Here is a 19,195-nt window from a genome sequence, read left to right as displayed (position 1 = left end):
AGCTACACCTCCACATCATACGGTTCATAATCTTTCCTAAGCGGATGCCCTATCCAATCGTCCGGCATTAAAATACGTGATAAATTCGGATGCCCCTTAAATACAATGCCCAGCAAATCATACGCTTCTCGCTCTGGCCAGTCCGCGCCTTTCCAAAACGCTGTCACCGATTCTACTTGCGGCTCTTCCCTATCCAGCTTCACCTTCACCGCTACTGACTGTTTCTTTCCATATGAAAATAAATGAACATATACTTCCATATGTGTCACAAAATCCGTCGCATGTAACTCTGACATATAATCAAAAGCAAGTCCCTCATGGAATCGCAGTAATTCCATCACTTCATAATATTTTGAGGGCTCCGCCACAAGAGTTGGCACATCTTTTGAAAGTTTATTAATATAGGAATCTACTAATGTATCCTCTCCTATTTCCCCCTTAATAACCTCAACATACTGATTTAAATACGGTTGATTCACAGATGGCTCTTCCTGCTTCGGCACCTCTTCTTTCTTACCTTCAGCGCCCTTTGTCTTCGCCCTTGCCGCCGCAGCCGCCTTCGCCTTAGCTGCTGCAATTGCTTTCGCCTTTTCATCCCCCGAATCCCCATCACCTTGCGAGGCCTTCTGCTTCGCTAACGCCGCCGCTTTCGCTTTTGCAGCCGCCACTGCCTTTGCCTTCGCTTTGGCCTTTTCTTCTTCCGGTACCTCTTCTGTTCCTTCTCTTTTTTGTTTCGCTAACGCCGCCGCTTTCGCTTTTGCGGCCGCTGCTGCCTTCGCCTTCGCTTTGACCTTTTCTTCTTCCGGTATCTCTTCTATCCCTTCTCTTTTTTGCTTCGCTAACGCTGCTGCTTTTGCTTTTGCAGCCGCCACTGCCTTTGCCTTCGCTTTGGCCTTTTCTTCTTCCGGTACCTCTTCTGTTCCTTCTCTTTTTTGTTTCGCTAACGCCGCGGCTTTCGCTTTTGCGGCCGCTGCTGCCTTCGCCTTCGCTTTGACCTTTTCTTCTTCCGGTATCTCTTCTATTCCTTCTCTTTTTTGCTTCGCTAGCGCTGCCGCTTTTGCTTTTGCGGCCGCGGCTGCACGTCGTTTTGCTTCTTCTACAGTCATATCGTCATTTTTTGGTAGCGCTTTCTCTTTTTCCCGATTTTCTTCCTCAAGTTTACTTATTTCTGCATCATGTTTCGCAACAAGACGCTTTCTCGCCTCTTCTTTCGCACGCCTAGCTGCTTCTCTTTTCAAATCCTCTAAGTCTTTGTTTGGATCACTCATTTATTCGTCACCTGCTTTCCCGTCTTTGCCTCGTAACGAATTTTTTCTTTCAATTTATTAATTCCATAAATTAAAGCAGCGGGATTTGGTGGGCAACCAGGGATATACACATCAACTGGTACAATTTGATCCACACCTTTCACAACAGCGTATGAATTTACATATGGGCCACCTGCTGTCGCACAAGATCCCATCGCAATAACCCATTTTGGTTCGGGCATTTGATCGTATAAACGCCGAACAATAGGAGCCATCTTCTTCGTTACCGTTCCCGACACAATCATAACGTCCGATTGCCTTGGTGAAGTCCGAAAAAATGACCCAAATCGATCCAAATCGTAATGTGATGAACCTACTCCCATCATTTCAATTGCACAGCATGCTAGTCCGAATGTCATCGGCCATAAAGAATTGCTCCGTGCCCATCCTTTTAACTGCTCCAATGTAGAAAAAAAGATATTTCGTTCTAATTCCGCTCGCTCATTTGGATGTAATTCCTCAAAATTTATAACCATTGTAACACCTTCTTTTTCCAAGCATACGCTAATCCAACTAGCAACATTACAACAAAGATGAGCATTTCAATCAGTGCAAATAAACCGAGCTTGTCATATGCAACAGCCCATGGATATAAAAATAAAGTTTCTACATCAAAGATGACAAACAATAAAGCAAAAATATAATAACGAGCATGAAACCGAATATTCGCATCATGAAAAGGCTCAATCCCACTCTCATACGTCGTCGCTTTCGCTGCACTTGGTTTGTTTGGGCGCAGCATCCTTCCTAATGTAAGAGCCACTACCGGCAGCAATATGCCTAATAGCAAGAAAATCAAAACGATCATATAACTATTTTCATATACACTTGCCATTGTGAAACCCTCCCCCCTGAATTAAGAACAAGTTCACTTAGTAAACAATATGTCCTAGTTGCAGCAATTATTATTTTTAAATTTTTCTAAATAATGCAACTATTTTAATCATTATAACAAACTTCAAATTCCTATGTCGATATGTTGGGGACAGAAACGAGAATTATTAAAATCTATTTTTACAACTCGCTATACCTGTGCAAAATAAGTATAGAAATTATATATATGTTTCAAGAAACTATAAAAAATAAAAAGAGGAATTTATATGTATATACAGTGGGTGAGATAAATGAAAAAACAAACACATGTAACTATTCTTATAAGTATTATATTGTTGTCTATAGCAATTCATTACGTGGCAATGCCTTTTCTGTATGAATACTCATTTCCTTTTCAAATATTAATTGGAATGAGTACCCTATTCATTGATATTATCGCTTGTAGTTATATACTTTATTTTTCAAATAGGAAAGAAGGGTTACCTCGTTTATTTTGGACCATATTATCTGTTGGAACCCTATCTTATTTCATTGGTGATATAGTCGTTGCCTATCAACGTTTAATTTTAAAGGACTACTATACATTCGTTGATTCGTCCGACTTTTTTTACCTACTTTTTTTAATTAGCTTTGCATTGGCCTTTCTATATGAGATCATTTATAACCGAGATTTATTAGAAAAGCTTTTTATGATATGTGATATTTGTATTATTGTTACAGCACAATTCACTTTAAGTTACTACTTACTTATTGAACGAACGATTCACGTTTCTTCAACATCCTATATCGACATATTTGTTCAACTTACCTATCCAATGGCTGATTTACTCTTTCTTCTCATAGGAATCAATCTGTTATTCAAGCCATTATCCTTATTACCCCAAAAAGTTGGTGCGCTTCTTGGCAGTGCTTTAATTTTATATGCTACTACTGATGCGATTTATGCTTATATCAAATACTTCACACCCGAGTATTCTATGTTTACAGTTACCCCTCTCTATCAAGTAACTTTAGTACTAGTAGCGATCGCCTGTATTCTGCATACAAAAGAACCTGAAAAACAAGAGCAAGTACTATTAACACCTAAACTTGGGGAATCGATCAGATTGTCATTACCTTATATTTCTGTAGTCATGCTTATTGTTTTTATATTAGTTGAATACGTTTTTGCACCTATTGTAGTAATCGGGCTTATGATAACTTTCTCCTTCGTTCTCATACGCCATAGTTTAGTTCGAAAACAAAATAAAATATTATTACTAGCCCAAATGCAATTCAACTTAGAACTCGAGAAACAAATCGAATTACGTACAGAAGATTTAGTAGAACAAAAAAATGAACTATATCATAACCAACAAATGTTTAAATCTTTATACGAGCATCATCCAGATCCAATTTTCACATTAGACTTGTATGGTAATTTTCTCAACGTGAACAACGCTGGTACTACTTTACTCGGTTATCAAACGAATGAATTATTAAAGCAACCATACTATTCACTTACGTATGAAGAAGATTTGGAAGACATCATTAATGCCTTTCGTCATGTAAAAAAGGGGAAATCTATTTCTTTAGAAGTACGGGCGTATCATAAGAACAGAGATATTTACTACTTGCATGTTACCGCTGTTCCTATCTTTTTAAAGGATCATATTTCTGGTGTTTATTTAATGATTAAAGATATTACGGAAAGTAAACAACAACAAGAGCAAATTAATTTCCTAGCCTATCGTGATACTTTAACAGAGCTTGCAAATCGCCGTGCATTTCATCAATATGTAGAACAAGCAATTGCTCGATCTGAATTATCAAAAAGGCCTTTTGCTGTTATGTTTCTCGACCTAGACCGTTTTAAAGTTATTAATGATACTCTCGGTCATAGGGTAGGAGACCTTCTATTAATTGCAGTAGCAAAAAGACTCGAAGAAATATCGACACCAAATATGAAGCTTGCCCGATTAGCTGGGGATGAGTTCACAATTCTTATCGAAAATTATAAAAAAAGGCCAGATGTTAAAAAAATAGCTGATACGATTGTAGCGGCCATGAACGAACCATTCGAAATCGAAAATCAACACTTACAAATCTCACCGAGCATCGGGATTGCAATCTATCCTGAAGCAGGTGAAGATCCATTATCAATCTTGCAGCATGCTGATATGGCCATGTACGAAGCAAAAAATAAAGGAAAAAACGGTAGCTCTCTGTACACGAAAGAATTGTATAAAAAAATGGAACGAAAAGCTCGAATTGAAAAAGATTTACCACTCGCTTTAGTAAACAAAGAATTTTATCTCGTCTATCAACCACAAATTGATATTACGACGAAAAAGATTATTGGTGCTGAAGCATTAATACGCTGGAAACACCCCCTCCTAGGTGAAATACCACCATGTGAGTTCATTCCAATTGTAGAAGAGACGCCACAAGTCGTTCCACTCGGTCATTGGGTATTAAAAGAATCTTGTCTTCAGTTAAAAATATGGCATACTTTTGGCTACCAAGATTTAAAAATAAGTGTTAACTTATCAGCAAAAGAATTCCAGCAAGAGCATTTAATCGAGAACATTTCACAAATACTAACAGATGTTAAAGTTGATCCAAAATATGTAACACTTGAGTTAACAGAACGAATTGCGATGATCAATGAAAAAGAAACATTATCCAGACTAAAGCAACTAAAGGAATATGGTATTCAAACGTCCATTGATGACTTCGGTACCGGCTATTCTTCTCTCGCTTATTTATCACTTTTCCCTATCGATACATTAAAAGTACCGAGAGAATTTACACAACTAGCCGATCATCGACCTGAAGAAAGAGCCATCGTTTCCACTATCCTTTCCCTTGCAAATACTTTAAACCTTTCTGTCGTTGCTGAAGGAATTGAAACAGAAAAACAACTTAAGTTTCTACAAAAGAACAACTGTAAATACATGCAAGGTTACTATTTCAGTAAACCACTTACTAGTCATCAATTTATAAAATTCCTACAAAAAACACCGAGTATGAACCAATAGCTCATACTCGGTGTTTTTATCATACTATTTGCTGACAGTAAAACTAGTCATCAACGTGAGATGCCCCACTTTATAGTGTCGGAATTGTTTTCTCGTAATATTCCTCTGCAACCTCTTCATAAAAAGCTGCTGACGTCGTATAAAAATATGGAATTAACCATAGGAATCCAATCCCTAATGTAATACAACTTAATATAAACCAACCAATAAAGCTTAAACATAAAATGAAATACTCCATCTTATGTCCATCCATCATACGACGGCTTTCTGTAATAGCTTGGTTCAGTGAATACTCAGGATGGTCGTTTATAATAAAGTACGTCATCGCATAAGAAAATGATTTAATAATGCCTGGGATAATAAATAGTAACATCCATAAGAAAAGATAAAGATTTACTAATAAATATAATAAAAATGATTTTAGAAATCTTTTTCCCTCTGAAAACCAAATGAATATATTACCGATACTAGCTTGCTTTTCACGAAGAATATTTAAAGCAAGATAATATCCACCTAAAGTTAACGGTCCCGTAACAAAAACTGTAAGGATATTCATTGAAAGTGAACCACTTGTTTCTTTTCCACCAATCATTGTAGAAAATCCCCACTCAATACTAAAACTAAAAATCGTGATAAGAATTGAAATGAGTAATGTTGCCCCGACAGCTAATCCCCATTTCCCTTCTAATGAATCTAATGCTTCTCCTTTTAAATCACCAATCATACGTAGCCTCCTATACACAATAACTCTATTAGTATAGCATGTTCCTACTACAATTCATCTTTTGAAAGATAGCGATAAAAATGCGCTGTCGTTGTACTCATATACGGGCTAAGCCAAAGAAAACCTATTCCAAGTGTTAAAATCGCTAAAATACCCCATCCTATAAAACTAAGCCATAAAAGAAACAAATCTAATTTATGTCCCTTCATAAGACGCTTACTTTCTTTCATTGCTTGTGACACACTATACTCTGGATTTTCAACCATTACATAGTACGTCATCGCATAAGAAAAATACATCACAATCATAACAACGATTGAAATAGCTACTAGTACAAAGAAGGCGATAGTAAACGACGTATTTCCTTCTTCACCCAAAAATGCGAATAAGGCTACTAGCAACATTGGAATCCATGTACCTGTATATAATAAAATCGCAAGCATCGCCCACATCGTTTTCATCATTCTTTTAAAACCACGAAACCCTTCAAATAAATGATCTACTTTAGCACCTTCTCTTTTACTAATCTGTAGAAATACATTTATATAACCGTATGATGTAATTCCATACGATGCATTACTTAAAATTATCATAATGCAATAAAAAATCCCAAATGTAATACCTGCTCCGATTGACATCGCTTCCTCTTCAATTGATCCTGTTAAACCAGCAAATAAGAAAAATATAATAATTCCTGGAATTAAAAGTATAAGCATTGCAGCCATTGAAACAACATAACTTAAAATAAAATATAAAATCGTTGATCCGACTCCTAGCCCCCATTTTCCCTTTAAAGAGTGCAACGCTTCTCGTTTCATTTCACCAATCATTTATTCATCCCCTTTATTAATTGTTGTACATTCTCTACTTATACAAGCATCAATATAATTATACCATTTTTGTAAAATTATCCATGAATTACATAAAAAAATCCGTAAAGGCAAAGCCTTTACGGATTTTTTATTTCATATCGGAAACGTTTAAACGGTTCACAGCACGCTGTAAGGCCATTTCTGCACGTCTAAAGTCAACATGTGCTTGTTTATCTTGCATACGTTGCTCAGCACGACGCTTCGCTTCATTTGCACGATGGATGTCGATATGGTTTGCTTCTTCAGCAGATGATGATAATACAGTTACTTTATCTGGACGAACTTCGATAAAGCCACCGCTTACTGCTACATAATCAGTGTGCCCACCATTTTTCAGACGAACTGCACTAATTTTTAATGGTGCAACAGTTGGAATGTGACCCGGTAAGATCCCCATTTCCCCACTCTCTGCTTTTACGCTTACCATTTCTACTTCTTTTTCGTAAACCGGTCCATCAGGAGTTACAATACTGACTGGAAATGTCTTCATACTTCGTCCCTCCTAAGGCCTTACGCCATCATTTTCTTCGCGTTTTCAATAACTTCTTCAATGCCACCAACTAAGCGGAATGCATCTTCTGGAAGGTCATCATATTTTCCTTCTAGAATTTCTTTGAAACCACTAACTGTATTTTTTACAGGTACGTAAGAACCTTTTTGACCTGTAAACTGCTCAGCTACGTGGAAGTTTTGAGATAAGAAGAATTGAATACGACGAGCACGATGTACAACTAACTTATCTTCTTCAGATAACTCATCCATACCTAAGATAGCGATGATGTCTTGAAGCTCTTTATAACGCTGTAAAGTTTGCTGTACTTGACGAGCTACTTCATAATGCTCTTCTCCTACGATTTCTGGAGAAAGTGCACGAGATGTAGATGCTAATGGATCTACGGCTGGGTAAATACCCATTTGTGTTAAACGACGCTCTAAGTTTGTTGTTGCATCTAAGTGAGCGAACGTTGTAGCTGGTGCTGGATCCGTATAGTCATCGGCTGGTACATATACCGCTTGGATAGACGTGATAGACCCTTTATTTGTAGATGTAATACGCTCTTGTAATTGACCCATTTCTGTCGCAAGAGTTGGTTGGTAACCTACCGCAGATGGCATACGACCAAGAAGGGCAGATACTTCAGAACCTGCTTGCGTGAAACGGAAGATGTTATCGATGAACAATAGTACGTCTTGTCCTTGCTCATCACGGAAATGTTCAGCCATTGTTAAACCTGTTAATGCAACACGTTGACGTGCTCCAGGTGGCTCGTTCATTTGTCCGAATACCATCGCAGTTTTCTTAATTACGCCAGAATCGCTCATTTCGTGGTATAAGTCATTACCCTCACGAGTACGCTCACCTACACCAGCGAATACAGAGATACCACCGTGTTCTTGTGCGATGTTGTTAATTAATTCCTGAATTAATACCGTTTTACCTACGCCGGCACCGCCGAATAGACCGATCTTACCACCCTTGATGTAAGGAGCAAGTAAGTCTACTACTTTAATACCAGTTTCAAGAATTTCTACTTTAGTAGATAATTCTTCGAATGCAGGTGCTTGACGGTGAATTGGATCACGATGTACATCGGCTGGAACTTCACCATCTAAGTCAATTGCATCACCTAATACGTTAAATACGCGACCAAGTGTTACATCACCAACTGGTACAGAGATTGCTTTACCAGTATCTTCTACTTCTGTGCCACGAACAAGTCCATCTGTGGAAGACATTGCAACTGTACGAACTGTATCATCACCTAAATGAAGTGCAACTTCAAATGTTAAGTTAATGCTTGCTCCGTTTTCGTTGCTTTGTTTTACCGTAAGGGCGTTGTAGATTTCTGGTAGCTTTCCGCCATCAAACTTAACGTCTACAACCGGACCCATGATTTGCGTAACGCGCCCTTTATTCATCGGGTTCCCTCCTAGCTTTCTTTTAATTAGCCAACTCGCTACGAGCAGTTAGCTTTTAATTTTTTATTGGTTTATGCTTACGCGACTCTTTTGAAAGAGCCGCCTACGCTTTTTAATACTATTCTAACGCTGCTGCTCCACCAACGATTTCCGTAATCTCTTGCGTAATCGCTGCTTGACGCGCACGGTTGAATGAAAGTGTAAGTGAATCGATAACTTCCATTGCGTTGTCTGTAGCACTCTTCATTGCTGTCATACGCGCTGCGTGTTCACTTGCTTTACCGTCTAGTAATGCACCGTACACTAAGCTTTCTGCGTATTGTGGCAATAGTACTTTTAAAATTTCTTCTTCAGAAGGTTCGAATTCATAAGCTGTCGTCTTTTTATCAGACGCCACATCAGTAAGCGGTAAAATTTTATTTTCCGTTACTTCTTGTGAAATTTTACTTACATAGTGGTTGTAGTAAATATACAGCTCATCATAAGCTCCATCTGCAAACATCGCAATTGCTCGAGAAGCAAGATCTTTAATATCAGTAAATGATGGATGGTCAGATAGTCCAACTACTTCATCAATGATGTTAAAGCCGCGACGTTTTAAATAATCACGTCCTAGTCGTCCAAGCACAATAATAGAATATTGGTTTGAATCCATATTATGACGTTCACGAATTACGTTACTAACTGTACGTAATACGTTACTGTTATAACCACCTGCTAGTCCGCGATCCGATGTAATAACGATGTATCCTGTACGCTTTACAGGACGCGCATTTAGCATTGGATGATTAATTCCTTTGCTTCCTTGCGCAATGCTCGCTACTACTTCTTGAATCTTTTCCATATACGGAACGAAAGATTTAGCATTTTGCTCTGCACGGTTTAACTTAGATGCAGATACCATCTCCATCGCTTTCGTAATTTGACTCGTTTTCTTTGTCGAGGTAATCTTCGCTTTTATATCGCGTAAAGATGCCACAGGTTTTCACCACCTTTTTTCCGGAAGTTGGCACGATTAGTAAGAATCCTCTTCCTAATCTACGTTGCAAGATATTCTTGCTCATGATTGAAGGAAAAGAATAGGTGCACCTACTCTTTTCCTTTACATAACCGTCAGCAATCTCAAAAATTGAGATGCCTTTATATATTATCTAACTCCAGCGGCTTGAACGAGCCCCTGGAGCTTTTATTTATTACTCAGAAGCTACGAATACTTTTTTAAATCCGTTAATTGCTGCTGCAAATTTGTCGTCATCCGCAAGTTTCTTAGTTGTGCGGATTTCTTCTAATAAGTCAGTCGCATTAGAATCTAACCAAGCATGGAATTCTTCTTCGAAACGAGTGATATCTACTACTGGGATATCATCTAGGAATCCACGTGTTAAAGCGTAAAGAATGATAACTTGTTTCTCTACACGTAACGGTTTGTGTAATCCTTGTTTTAATACCTCAACAGTACGAGCACCACGGTTTAGTTTCGCTTGAGTTGCTTTATCAAGGTCAGAACCGAACTGAGCGAACGCTTCTAACTCACGGTAAGATGCAAGGTCAAGACGAAGTGTACCTGATACTTTACTCATCGCTTTAATCTGAGCAGATCCACCAACACGAGATACAGAAGTACCCGCATCGATCGCTGGACGTACGCCAGAGAAGAATAGGTCAGATTGTAAGAAGATTTGTCCATCCGTAATAGAGATTACGTTTGTTGGGATGTATGCTGATACGTCCCCTGCTTGTGTTTCGATGAAAGGTAGTGCAGTTAAAGAACCGCCGCCTCTTGCATCACTTAATTTTGCTGCACGCTCTAATAAGCGAGAATGTAAGTAGAATACATCCCCTGGATAAGCTTCACGACCTGGAGGACGACGTAATAGTAATGACAGCTCACGGTAAGCCGCTGCTTGTTTTGATAAGTCATCATATACTACTAATACGTGTTTACCATTGTACATGAACTCTTCACCCATTGTTACACCAGCATAAGGAGCTAAGTATAATAATGGAGCTGGTTGAGAAGCAGATGCAGTTACAACGATTGTGTACTCTAATGCACCGTGCTTACGTAGTGTTTCTACTACGTTACGTACAGTTGATTCTTTTTGTCCGATAGCTACATAGATACAAATCATATCTTCATCTTTTTGGTTAATGATTGTATCAAGTGCAACTGCTGTTTTACCTGTTTGGCGGTCACCGATGATTAACTCACGTTGTCCACGGCCAATTGGTACAAGAGCATCGATCGCTTTAATACCTGTTTGAAGTGGTTCATGAACAGATTTACGATCCATTACACCTGGTGCTGGACTTTCGATTGGACGAGTGTTTGTTGTATTGATTGGGCCTAAACCATCAACTGGTTGACCTAATGGGTTTACAACACGACCGATTAGTTCTTTTCCTACTGGTACTTGCATGATGCGACCAGTACGACGAACTTCGTCACCTTCACGGATTTCTGTGTAAGGTCCTAAGATAATAATACCTACGTTGTTTTCTTCTAAGTTTTGTGCTAGTCCCATAACGCCGTTAGAGAACTCTACAAGTTCACCAGCCATAACGTTATCAAGACCATGAGCACGCGCGATACCGTCACCAACTTGGATAACTGTACCAACATCACTAACTTCGATTTCAGACTGATAGTTCTCGATTTGTTGCTTTATCAGTGCGCTAATTTCCTCAGCTCTGATGCTCATGTGCTTCACCCCTATCTATTCTTCATTAATTCACGTTGAATACGTGCTAATTTGCCTTGTAAACTTCCGTCATAAATGCGATTTCCAATACGTACTTTAATGCCGCCTAGTAAATCTTCATCTACAACATTTTTCACGCGAATTGCATCTCTTCCCGTTCTCTTTGCAAATGCTTCTGCAATGTTAAGCTTCTCTTCTTCTGATAGAAGACGAGTAGAATATACAGTTGCGTCCGCTACGTTACGTTCTTCATTAGCAAGAACAACATATTCATCTGCAATTTCAGGTAAAATATCAATGCGTTTGTTATCAATTAAAATATATAACGTATTTAAAATAGATTCAGAAACAGATCCGAATACGTTTGCAAGAAACGTTTTCTTTTGTTCCTTTGAAATGTTCGGTTGCGTTAAAAAGCTATGTAGTTCTCCGTTCTTTACATAAACGTTTTGTACAAGGCGTAATTCCTCTTCAAACATTTCTAATACGTGTTTTTCTTTAGCAATTTTAAAAAGAGCGACAGCATAACGTTTTGCTACAATCCCATTGCTCATCGCGCTTCTCCTACTTCTTTAATATAATCGCGAATTAACTTCACTTGATCTTCTTCTTTTAATTCTTTTTCAATTACTTTAGAAGCAATTTGAACAGATAAAGAAGCAACTTGTTCTTGTAAAGCAGCAATCGCTTGCTCTTTTTCGCGTTGAATTTCTTGTACAGCAGATGCTTTAATTGATTCTGCTTCTTCTTTCCCAGCAGCAACAATAACATCTTTTTGATCTACAGCTTGTTTTTTCGCTCTTTCGATTAACTCTTGTGCTTCAACACGTGATTGTTTTAACATTTCACGTTGTTCTTCTACTAACTTCTTCGCTTCAGCGTTACTTCTTTCTGCAGCGTCGATTTCATTAGTAACATGCTCTTCACGTTCTTTCATAATTCCCATTAAAGGACCCCACGCAAATTTGCGTAGCATTACTAATAGAAGTAAGAAAATGAACAATGTATAAGCAATCGTTCCAAATGGAATGGCAGCCCCTAATAATAAAGTTGGCACAAGGATTCACTCCCTTCAAAATATCTAAATTGATCATATGAAAAAAAAAGACATACGTTTCATTCATAAAGCAATGGCGAAGAAAGTTCGGAAAAACACTCTTCGCCATCTATGTAAGGGGAGTCTCCCTTATTTGTTCATTACGATGAAAGCAATAACTACACCGATGATTGGAAGTGCCTCAACTAAAGCAACCCCGATGAACATAATTGTTTGAAGTGCGCCTTTTAATTCTGGTTGACGAGCAACACCTTCGATTGTACGTGATACGATAAGACCGTTACCAATACCTGCACCTAATGCTGATAAACCAATTGCAATTGCAGCTGCGATTACACCTAAACTCATTTAATTTGTCCTCCTTTGTATTATAAAAAAATAATTTTTTTCTTACTTAAATTATATTAATGGTCATGACTGACTTTATGAGCCATATAAACCATCGTTAACATAACGAAAATAAATGACTGGATTGATCCAACGAATACGCTGAATCCCATCCATGCTAACATTGGTACAAGCGCACCCAATGCTCCAAGGAATGATGCCCCGCCTAACTTAGCAAGTAATCCTAATAAAATCTCACCTGCATAAATGTTACCGAATAAACGAAGACCTAACGTTAATGTGTTAGCAAACTCCTCAATAACCTTTAATGGGAATAAGAATTTCATCGGTTGGAAATAACCTTTAACGTATTCTTTCGTACCCTTCATCTTAATTCCATAATAATGGGTGAGGGTAACTACCATCACGGCTAATGTTAATGTAACTGCTGGATCAGACGTTGGTGATCTCCACCATGCAATATGTTCGCCAGCCTCAACTGTTGAATACATGAATGGTAAACCAAGGAAGTTCGATACGATGATAAACATGATAAGCGTAACGCCAAGCGTTAAGAAACGTCCACCTGTTTTCCAGTCCATCGTACTATTGATAATCCCTTTCACGAAGTCAAACACCCATTCCATGAAATTTTGCATTCCTGTTGGGCGAAGAGCTAAGCTGCGAGTTCCGATAACAGCGATTAAGAAAACAATAACTGCTGCTACAGTAACCATCATAACTGATGACAAATCGAACGTTAAACCTAGAAATTCAACTAATCTACCGTGTTCCACTAGTAATTCACCTCTCTTCCCTGCTCTTATACTCTAAATAAAGAAAATCTATGATCATGACAAGGTATCCTGTCAGCAATCCCACACCTAAGCCCCACATCGCAATTAACTCTTGATATTTGGCTGCAAATAAAATTAATAACCCAATCGTGGCGAATCTCGAATATGTACTTACCGCTGTTGCTTTAAACTTCACGTTTTCTCCATTTGTTACGCGATCCAACAGCTTGTCTGTTCTACGTGCAATGATGCGCAAACTAAGAAAACTGAAAATCGTTCCGATAATCAGCCCAAGAAACACATCCTTGTAAGAGGTGAATCCCCATCCTAGCACTAGAAGCGCAAGCAAGTAGTACATATATTTCTTTTGTCTTTGGACAAGTCCATGTACGTCTATCATCATTGCTCTCCCGAATAGTAATGTCGAATGAGTCGAATCATTGCGTATACCCCTGTTCCTAATCCAAGTAATAACCCTATAATAAGAAACAATGGAAACGTTCCAACCTTATTATCAATCCACTGCCCACCAAAGATTCCAACAAGAATAGAACCGACTAACTGAGCAAGAATACCTGACATTAAAGCATAAGCTTTTATATGGCTGCGATCGTTTTTTTGCAAGGATTCATCCCTCCAATATGTAACCCTCATTCACGATGTGTTAATAATAACTCATTTTTTTGCATAAATCCTATACAAAATAAAAAGTTTACATTTTCGTCACGGAATAGATGTATTTTTGTCACTGAAAGCCCTACCATCTATCCCCGTTGTTAGCATACAATAGGGTATTAACAGTGTCAACGAGAAATCGTAAAAAATCAAAAAATTTGAGTATTAGTCATTTCCTCCCAAAAATGAAAACGTTCCCCTTCTAAATACTGGTTAGAGATATGCAATTTCTAACAGTTTTCTCTTTATAATAGAAGAGAATGTTCACAAGTTTGTCACTATTATATTTTTAAGATATAACGCTTTCCTTCCATAATATAGTGCTCTTTAGACGTAAGACTTCTATATTATATGTGAAGTGTATGCAACTTATGTTGTATATACTATGTATATTTATCCCCCCTCCCCTACCTAATCGAGACATAAAAAAACGAGAGGGGAATCCCTCTCGTCAGTTGTCTTACTTCGTTCCGAATAAACGGTCACCAGCATCACCAAGACCTGGTACTACATATCCGTGGTCATTTAATTTCTCATCTAATGCTGCTACATAAATATCAACATCAGGATGTTCTTCTTGTACTACTTTTACTCCTTCTGGAGCTGCAACGATACACATTAATTTGATTTGTTTTGCACCGCGCTTTTTCAGAGAATTAATTGCTTCAGCTGCAGAACCACCTGTTGCTAGCATCGGATCTAGTACGATAAAGTCACGTTCTTCTACATCCGTTGGAAGTTTCACATAGTATTCTACCGGTTGCAATGTTTTAGGGTCACGGTATAAACCAACGTGTCCTACTTTTGCTGCTGGAATTAATTTCAGAATTCCATCAACCATTCCTAAACCTGCACGTAAAATCGGAATTAAACCAAGTTTTTTACCAGCGATCACTTTTGTTGTCGCTTTGCTTACAGGTGTTTCAATTTCAATGTCTTTAAGTGGAAGATCGCGAGTAATTTCGAAAGCCATTAAGCTTGCTACTTCGTCCACTAATTCACGAAAATCTTTCGTACCTGTATTCTTATCGCGAATATATGTAATCTTATGTTGAATTAACGGGTGATCAAATACATACAGTTTTCCCATGTGAATCTCTCCTTTAGATGATATTCATGCGTTTACACGCTTTTTTACACTATTTACGATTGTAAAGAAAACGCTACTAATATTCAAGGGCAAATTTGGCAAAATCATGATTTTACGATGAATCTATCTAGTATCTTTACCAATTATGGGAGCTGTATCCTTCATTATATCGCCAAAATTTATTCATCATTTGTATACATACTTAAAGAACAATATATGTCCAAAAAAAAGACTGCCAAAACAATTACGTCTCAGCAGTCTTCTTCCATTTATTATAGGTCTGTGTACATTGGGAATTTGCTCGTTAACGCTTCTACACGCTTACGTGCTTCTTCTAATGCAACTTCATTTTCATGATTTTTTAATGTGTAAGCAATAAGTGATGCAATTTCATCCATTTCTTCTAAACCGAAACCACGAGATGTTACAGCTGCCGTACCGATACGTACACCGCTTGTTACAAATGGGCTTGCTGTTTCAAATGGAATTGTATTTTTGTTCACTGTAATACCAACTTCATCTAATACGTGCTCTGCTACTTTACCTGTAATTTCTAAGTTACGAACATCAATTAAGATTAAATGATTGTCTGTTCCACCAGAAACAAGTGTAAGTCCTTCTTTTTGAAGACCTTCAGCTAAGCGATTCGCATTATTAATGATATTTTGTGCATATGTTTTAAACTCATCTTGTAGTGTCTCACCAAACGCAACAGCTTTTGCAGCAATTACGTGCATAAGTGGACCGCCTTGAATACCAGGGAAGATTGATTTATCAATTTGTTTTGCAAATCGCTCTTCACATAAAATCATACCACCACGTGGACCACGTAATGTTTTATGTGTTGTCGTTGTAACGAAATGTGCATGCGGTACTGGGTTTGGATGTAAACCAGCAGCTACTAAACCAGCGATATGTGCCATATCAACCATAAAGTATGCACCCACTTCATCTGCAATCTCACGGAATCGTTTGAAATCGATAACACGAGGATATGCACTTGCACCTGCAACGATTAATTTTGGTTTATGTTCTTTCGCTTTTGCTAATACATCATCGTAATTAATACGGTGAGACTCAGCATCCACGCCATATTCTACGAAATTATATTGTACTCCACTGAAGTTAACAGGGCTTCCGTGTGTTAAGTGACCACCATGGGATAAATTCATACCAAGTACTGTATCGCCTTGCTCTAAAATTGTGAAGTATACTGCCATGTTCGCTTGCGCACCAGAATGTGGTTGAACATTTACATGCTCTGCACCAAAAATTTCTTTCGCGCGATCACGTGCGATATCTTCCACTACGTCTACGTGCTCACAGCCACCATAGTAACGTTTTCCAGGATATCCTTCAGCATACTTATTCGTTAAAACAGAACCTTGTGCCTCCATTACTGATTCACTTACGAAGTTTTCCGAAGCAATTAACTCAATCTTTGAACGCTGTCTTCCTAGTTCTGCCTCAATTGCAGCAAATACCTTTTCATCTTGACGTTTTAAATGATCCACCAAAATCCCCCTTTTCTGAACGAATTACATCGATTCCCAATAGTTTTTTCTCATTTATTCAGAAAAAACGAAAATTCAGGTTGTAATTCTTTCGAACCTTCATGTTTTCAACTACATTCTAACATGACTTTCTATATCATAAAAGAAAAAAAAGACCGAAAATCGGTCTTTTCTTTCTTCTATGATAAAGTCAGACAACATACCTTATTCGTAGGATACAATGAAACTTTAACGGCAAGTGATAGTCTCTTCCTTCGCCGCATAAACAGCACGTGCTCCACCAATTAGTTTTCCACGTGTTGTTGCCATCGTTACATGCGCACTTCCAATTTCCTTCACACTTGTACGAACCGGAACAGCTACATGCTTTAAATGCATACCGATAAATGTATCGCCAATATCCATTCCTGCATCTGCTTTAATAAACTCAATTACTACCGGATCTTTCAAATTGTGATAAGCATATGTTGCTAATGCACCACCTGCTGATCTAACAGGCGTAACTGTTACAACTTCAAATTGATATTTCATCGCCAACTCTCTCTCAACTACTAAAGCACGGTTTAAATGCTCACAACATTGAAACGCCAACTCAATACCTGTTTGCTCTTGAAATTGTTTTAACTCAGAAAAAATCGCCTCTGCTACTTCCATCGTTCCTGATGTTCCAATTCTTTCTCCTAGCACTTCGCTCGTACTACACCCCACTACAAAAATTTGACCACTTTGTAATGAAGCTTGTTCTTGGAAATCAGAAAGCGACATTTGTAACTGTTCTCTTACCTTTACGATTTCTGTCATTACGCCTCTTCCTTTCACAGGTTGGTTCACCAAATTATATTTCATACTGCTTCTAGTTAGAATCTATTACTTTGCTTCGTATGTTTTAATTTTTCCTACGCGGTTTTCGTGACGGCCACCTTCATAGTCAGTTGTTAACCAAATTTTTGCGATGTCACGTGCTAGACCAGCACCAATTACACGCTCGCCCATTGCTAACATGTTCGTATCATTATGCTCTCTTGTTGCTTTCGCACTGAAAGTATCATGAACTAACGCACAACGAATACCATTTACTTTGTTTGCCGCAATTGACATACCGATGCCTGTCCCACAAACTAAAATACCACGATCTACTTCGCCATTTGCTACCATTTCCGCTGCTGGAAACGCAAAATCAGGGTAATCAACAGAACCAGCTTCACATTCACAACCTAAATCAATATATTCAATATTTAACTCTTCTAATAAACTTACAAGTTCTTTACGGATATTCATACCGCCGTGATCAGATGCTACTACTACTTTCATTTTTACCCCTCCAAAGTTTCAATCCATTATCTTCATTTCTCACTCGCTACCTTAATGGAACGAAGTGATCTCCAATATCGTATTATACACGAAACATCAACCTTCTGAATGTTTTTTCAGTAAAGTTTGTACAAGTTTTTCCATCTCTTCTAACGTTTCTTTATAAGTATAGAGAGAGCCCCCAAATGGATCTGAAATATCCTTACTTATCCGATACGATAAACTTAACTAAATCTATACAATTCAATCAAATTTACACGAGTTAGTGCTTCATCGTGTTCTCGCAACCCCGAAGGGACGAGGGGTATAACACTCCACACGAGGCAGTATCGTTACCTCCTATTATCAAGCATTTATTTTACCCATCTTGATAAATTTATCGACGCATTTACATCCCTATCGTGATGGCTATTGCATGAAGCACAATGCCACTCACGTATTTTTAAACTCCACTGTCCTTCTGGTTGAACTGAATGGTCGTATTTCACTCCGCAACATGAACAAATCTTGCTTGAGGCGAACCATTTATCAGCTTTTACATACTCAATGCCATACTTCTCGCACTTGTATGATAAACAATGAAAGATTTGTTCTTCTGAATCGTAGCGTGTTCCACCAGCATTCTCCTTAGACTACTCGGATGCAAACCTGTTAATTCTGATACTTGACTAACTCGTGAAAATTTCATTATTATTCTCACCCCTATGCATTTACCATCATGCATAGGTTCGGTAGATTCAATGAGACTTGATAGATTTAATTAAATGTATCTCGTTCAACTAAGGGCGCAATTCCTTAGCCAGTTCTCTTATGAACTTCTCATGTTTTCACATGAGCGCAGACTATATGTTTATCTCCTTAGAGATAGAGGATTTTTCCACCACCATAGGCTTGTGGTGTACTCTCGTCAGTTATACGAGATAGTCGTTGAACGTTCATCTTATCCATTTTAACTTAGATGATTCGAGGCGGAAGACCCATTGTTCTAGTGTTTAGGATTTAACCTTGCACCATCTGATTGATTTTTTCTGCTTTCGCGACATTC

Annotated in this window: 22 protein-coding genes and 2 pseudogenes; 1 reads left to right on the top strand and 23 read right to left on the bottom strand. The window is 38.1% G+C overall.

Translation table 11 applies throughout. The annotated features are described in order from the left end of the window. Window positions 1–2 precede the first annotated feature (2 nt). Genes QCI44_RS00990 through nuoA form a run of 3 tightly spaced genes read right to left on the bottom strand, consistent with a single transcriptional unit; the run spans window position 3 to window position 2,142 of the window. On the bottom strand, window positions 3–1,268 hold the full coding sequence (locus QCI44_RS00990) for an NADH-quinone oxidoreductase subunit C (RefSeq protein WP_088084612.1): 1,266 nt from the start codon (window positions 1,266–1,268) through the stop codon (window positions 3–5). Then, window positions 1,265–1,783 carry an NADH-quinone oxidoreductase subunit NuoB gene (gene nuoB, locus QCI44_RS00985; RefSeq protein WP_000236331.1) on the bottom strand — a complete coding sequence of 173 codons (519 nt, stop codon included), beginning with the start codon at window positions 1,781–1,783 and terminating at the stop codon, window positions 1,265–1,267. The genes QCI44_RS00990 and nuoB overlap by 4 nt, the downstream gene beginning before the upstream one ends. Continuing rightward, window positions 1,774–2,142, bottom strand: coding sequence for an NADH-quinone oxidoreductase subunit NuoA (nuoA, locus tag QCI44_RS00980; protein ID WP_000179273.1), 369 nt, complete (start codon window positions 2,140–2,142; stop codon window positions 1,774–1,776). Before nuoA ends, nuoB begins: the two co-directional genes overlap by 10 nt. A 289-nt stretch (window positions 2,143–2,431) precedes the next feature. On the opposite strand from nuoA, the gene QCI44_RS00975 reads away from it, so the two are divergent. Next, window positions 2,432–5,161 carry a putative bifunctional diguanylate cyclase/phosphodiesterase gene (locus QCI44_RS00975; protein WP_088084613.1) on the top strand — a complete coding sequence of 910 codons (2,730 nt, stop codon included), beginning with the start codon at window positions 2,432–2,434 and terminating at the stop codon, window positions 5,159–5,161. Window positions 5,162–5,231: 70 nt separating this feature from the next. Here the strand turns inward: QCI44_RS00975 and QCI44_RS00970 are convergent, their stop codons facing one another. From QCI44_RS00970 to QCI44_RS00875, 20 genes and pseudogenes are all read right to left on the bottom strand, one after another. Continuing rightward, complete coding sequence (locus tag QCI44_RS00970; protein ID WP_016085481.1) at window positions 5,232–5,885, bottom strand: DUF975 family protein; 654 nt, start codon at window positions 5,883–5,885, stop codon at window positions 5,232–5,234. Between the two features lie 47 nt (window positions 5,886–5,932). Then, window positions 5,933–6,715 (bottom strand): DUF975 family protein, encoded by a 783-nt coding sequence (locus QCI44_RS00965; protein WP_016085480.1) that lies wholly within the window; start codon window positions 6,713–6,715, stop codon window positions 5,933–5,935. A gap of 130 nt (window positions 6,716–6,845) precedes the next feature. Further along, window positions 6,846–7,247: a F0F1 ATP synthase subunit epsilon gene (atpC, locus tag QCI44_RS00960; protein WP_000847215.1), complete on the bottom strand. Its 402-nt coding sequence runs from the start codon at window positions 7,245–7,247 to the stop codon at window positions 6,846–6,848. A 20-nt stretch (window positions 7,248–7,267) separates the two neighbouring features. After that, complete coding sequence (atpD, locus tag QCI44_RS00955; protein ID WP_016085479.1) at window positions 7,268–8,677, bottom strand: F0F1 ATP synthase subunit beta; 1,410 nt, start codon at window positions 8,675–8,677, stop codon at window positions 7,268–7,270. A gap of 118 nt (window positions 8,678–8,795) precedes the next feature. Further along, the gene (gene atpG, locus QCI44_RS00950) at window positions 8,796–9,656 is read right to left on the bottom strand and encodes a F0F1 ATP synthase subunit gamma (RefSeq protein WP_016085478.1); all 861 of its coding nucleotides are present in this window, start codon (window positions 9,654–9,656) and stop codon (window positions 8,796–8,798) included. 214 nt (window positions 9,657–9,870) lie between these two features. Beyond that, window positions 9,871–11,379, bottom strand: coding sequence for a F0F1 ATP synthase subunit alpha (gene atpA / locus QCI44_RS00945; protein ID WP_000027521.1), 1,509 nt, complete (start codon window positions 11,377–11,379; stop codon window positions 9,871–9,873). An 11-nt stretch (window positions 11,380–11,390) separates the two neighbouring features. Further along, window positions 11,391–11,933 carry a F0F1 ATP synthase subunit delta gene (gene atpH / locus QCI44_RS00940; protein ID WP_016085477.1) on the bottom strand — a complete coding sequence of 181 codons (543 nt, stop codon included), beginning with the start codon at window positions 11,931–11,933 and terminating at the stop codon, window positions 11,391–11,393. Next, window positions 11,930–12,436, bottom strand: coding sequence for a F0F1 ATP synthase subunit B (gene atpF / locus QCI44_RS00935; RefSeq protein ID WP_353810968.1), 507 nt, complete (start codon window positions 12,434–12,436; stop codon window positions 11,930–11,932). Before atpF ends, atpH begins: the two co-directional genes overlap by 4 nt. Before the next feature lie 129 nt (window positions 12,437–12,565). Further along, complete coding sequence (gene atpE / locus QCI44_RS00930; RefSeq protein ID WP_000052064.1) at window positions 12,566–12,784, bottom strand: F0F1 ATP synthase subunit C; 219 nt, start codon at window positions 12,782–12,784, stop codon at window positions 12,566–12,568. 56 nt (window positions 12,785–12,840) lie between these two features. Then, window positions 12,841–13,560 (bottom strand): F0F1 ATP synthase subunit A, encoded by a 720-nt coding sequence (gene atpB / locus QCI44_RS00925; protein WP_016085476.1) that lies wholly within the window; start codon window positions 13,558–13,560, stop codon window positions 12,841–12,843. Window positions 13,561–13,567: 7 nt separating this feature from the next. After that, entirely contained in the window at window positions 13,568–13,960 is a 393-nt protein-coding gene (locus QCI44_RS00920; RefSeq protein ID WP_000567600.1) for an ATP synthase subunit I, read from the bottom strand. Next, window positions 13,960–14,184, bottom strand: coding sequence for an AtpZ/AtpI family protein (locus QCI44_RS00915; RefSeq protein WP_001171223.1), 225 nt, complete (start codon window positions 14,182–14,184; stop codon window positions 13,960–13,962). The genes QCI44_RS00920 and QCI44_RS00915 overlap by 1 nt, the downstream gene beginning before the upstream one ends. A 26-nt stretch (window positions 14,185–14,210) precedes the next feature. Further along, window positions 14,211–14,324: a DUF4024 domain-containing protein gene (locus tag QCI44_RS00910; RefSeq protein ID WP_000232961.1), complete on the bottom strand. Its 114-nt coding sequence runs from the start codon at window positions 14,322–14,324 to the stop codon at window positions 14,211–14,213. 371 nt (window positions 14,325–14,695) lie between these two features. Next, a complete protein-coding gene (gene upp, locus QCI44_RS00905) occupies window positions 14,696–15,325 on the bottom strand; it encodes a uracil phosphoribosyltransferase (protein ID WP_000517539.1) in 630 nt (209 codons plus the stop codon). A 272-nt stretch (window positions 15,326–15,597) separates the two neighbouring features. Beyond that, window positions 15,598–16,839 (bottom strand): serine hydroxymethyltransferase, encoded by a 1,242-nt coding sequence (gene glyA / locus QCI44_RS00900; protein WP_016085475.1) that lies wholly within the window; start codon window positions 16,837–16,839, stop codon window positions 15,598–15,600. Between the two features lie 228 nt (window positions 16,840–17,067). Continuing rightward, complete coding sequence (locus QCI44_RS00895; protein ID WP_016136088.1) at window positions 17,068–17,685, bottom strand: TIGR01440 family protein; 618 nt, start codon at window positions 17,683–17,685, stop codon at window positions 17,068–17,070. Between the two features lie 21 nt (window positions 17,686–17,706). Further along, entirely contained in the window at window positions 17,707–18,150 is a 444-nt protein-coding gene (rpiB, locus tag QCI44_RS00890; protein ID WP_016085473.1) for a ribose 5-phosphate isomerase B, read from the bottom strand. A 96-nt stretch (window positions 18,151–18,246) separates the two neighbouring features. Continuing rightward, window positions 18,247–18,372: pseudogene (locus QCI44_RS00885) on the bottom strand (low molecular weight protein arginine phosphatase); the annotation flags it as partial. A gap of 131 nt (window positions 18,373–18,503) precedes the next feature. Continuing rightward, a pseudogene (locus QCI44_RS00880) lies at window positions 18,504–18,734 on the bottom strand (zinc ribbon domain-containing protein); the annotation flags it as partial. Beyond that, a complete protein-coding gene (locus QCI44_RS00875) occupies window positions 18,686–18,838 on the bottom strand; it encodes a hypothetical protein (protein ID WP_179197212.1) in 153 nt (50 codons plus the stop codon). The gene QCI44_RS00875 and the pseudogene QCI44_RS00880, both read right to left, overlap by 49 nt. Window positions 18,839–19,195 lie beyond the last annotated feature (357 nt).

It is taken from the genome of Bacillus cereus group sp. RP37 (assembly GCF_040459695.1).
GTDB lineage: Bacteria > Bacillota > Bacilli > Bacillales > Bacillaceae_G > Bacillus_A.
The sequence above is the reverse complement of the archived record's forward strand: the minus strand, read 5'-3'. Positions and strand labels throughout refer to the sequence as shown.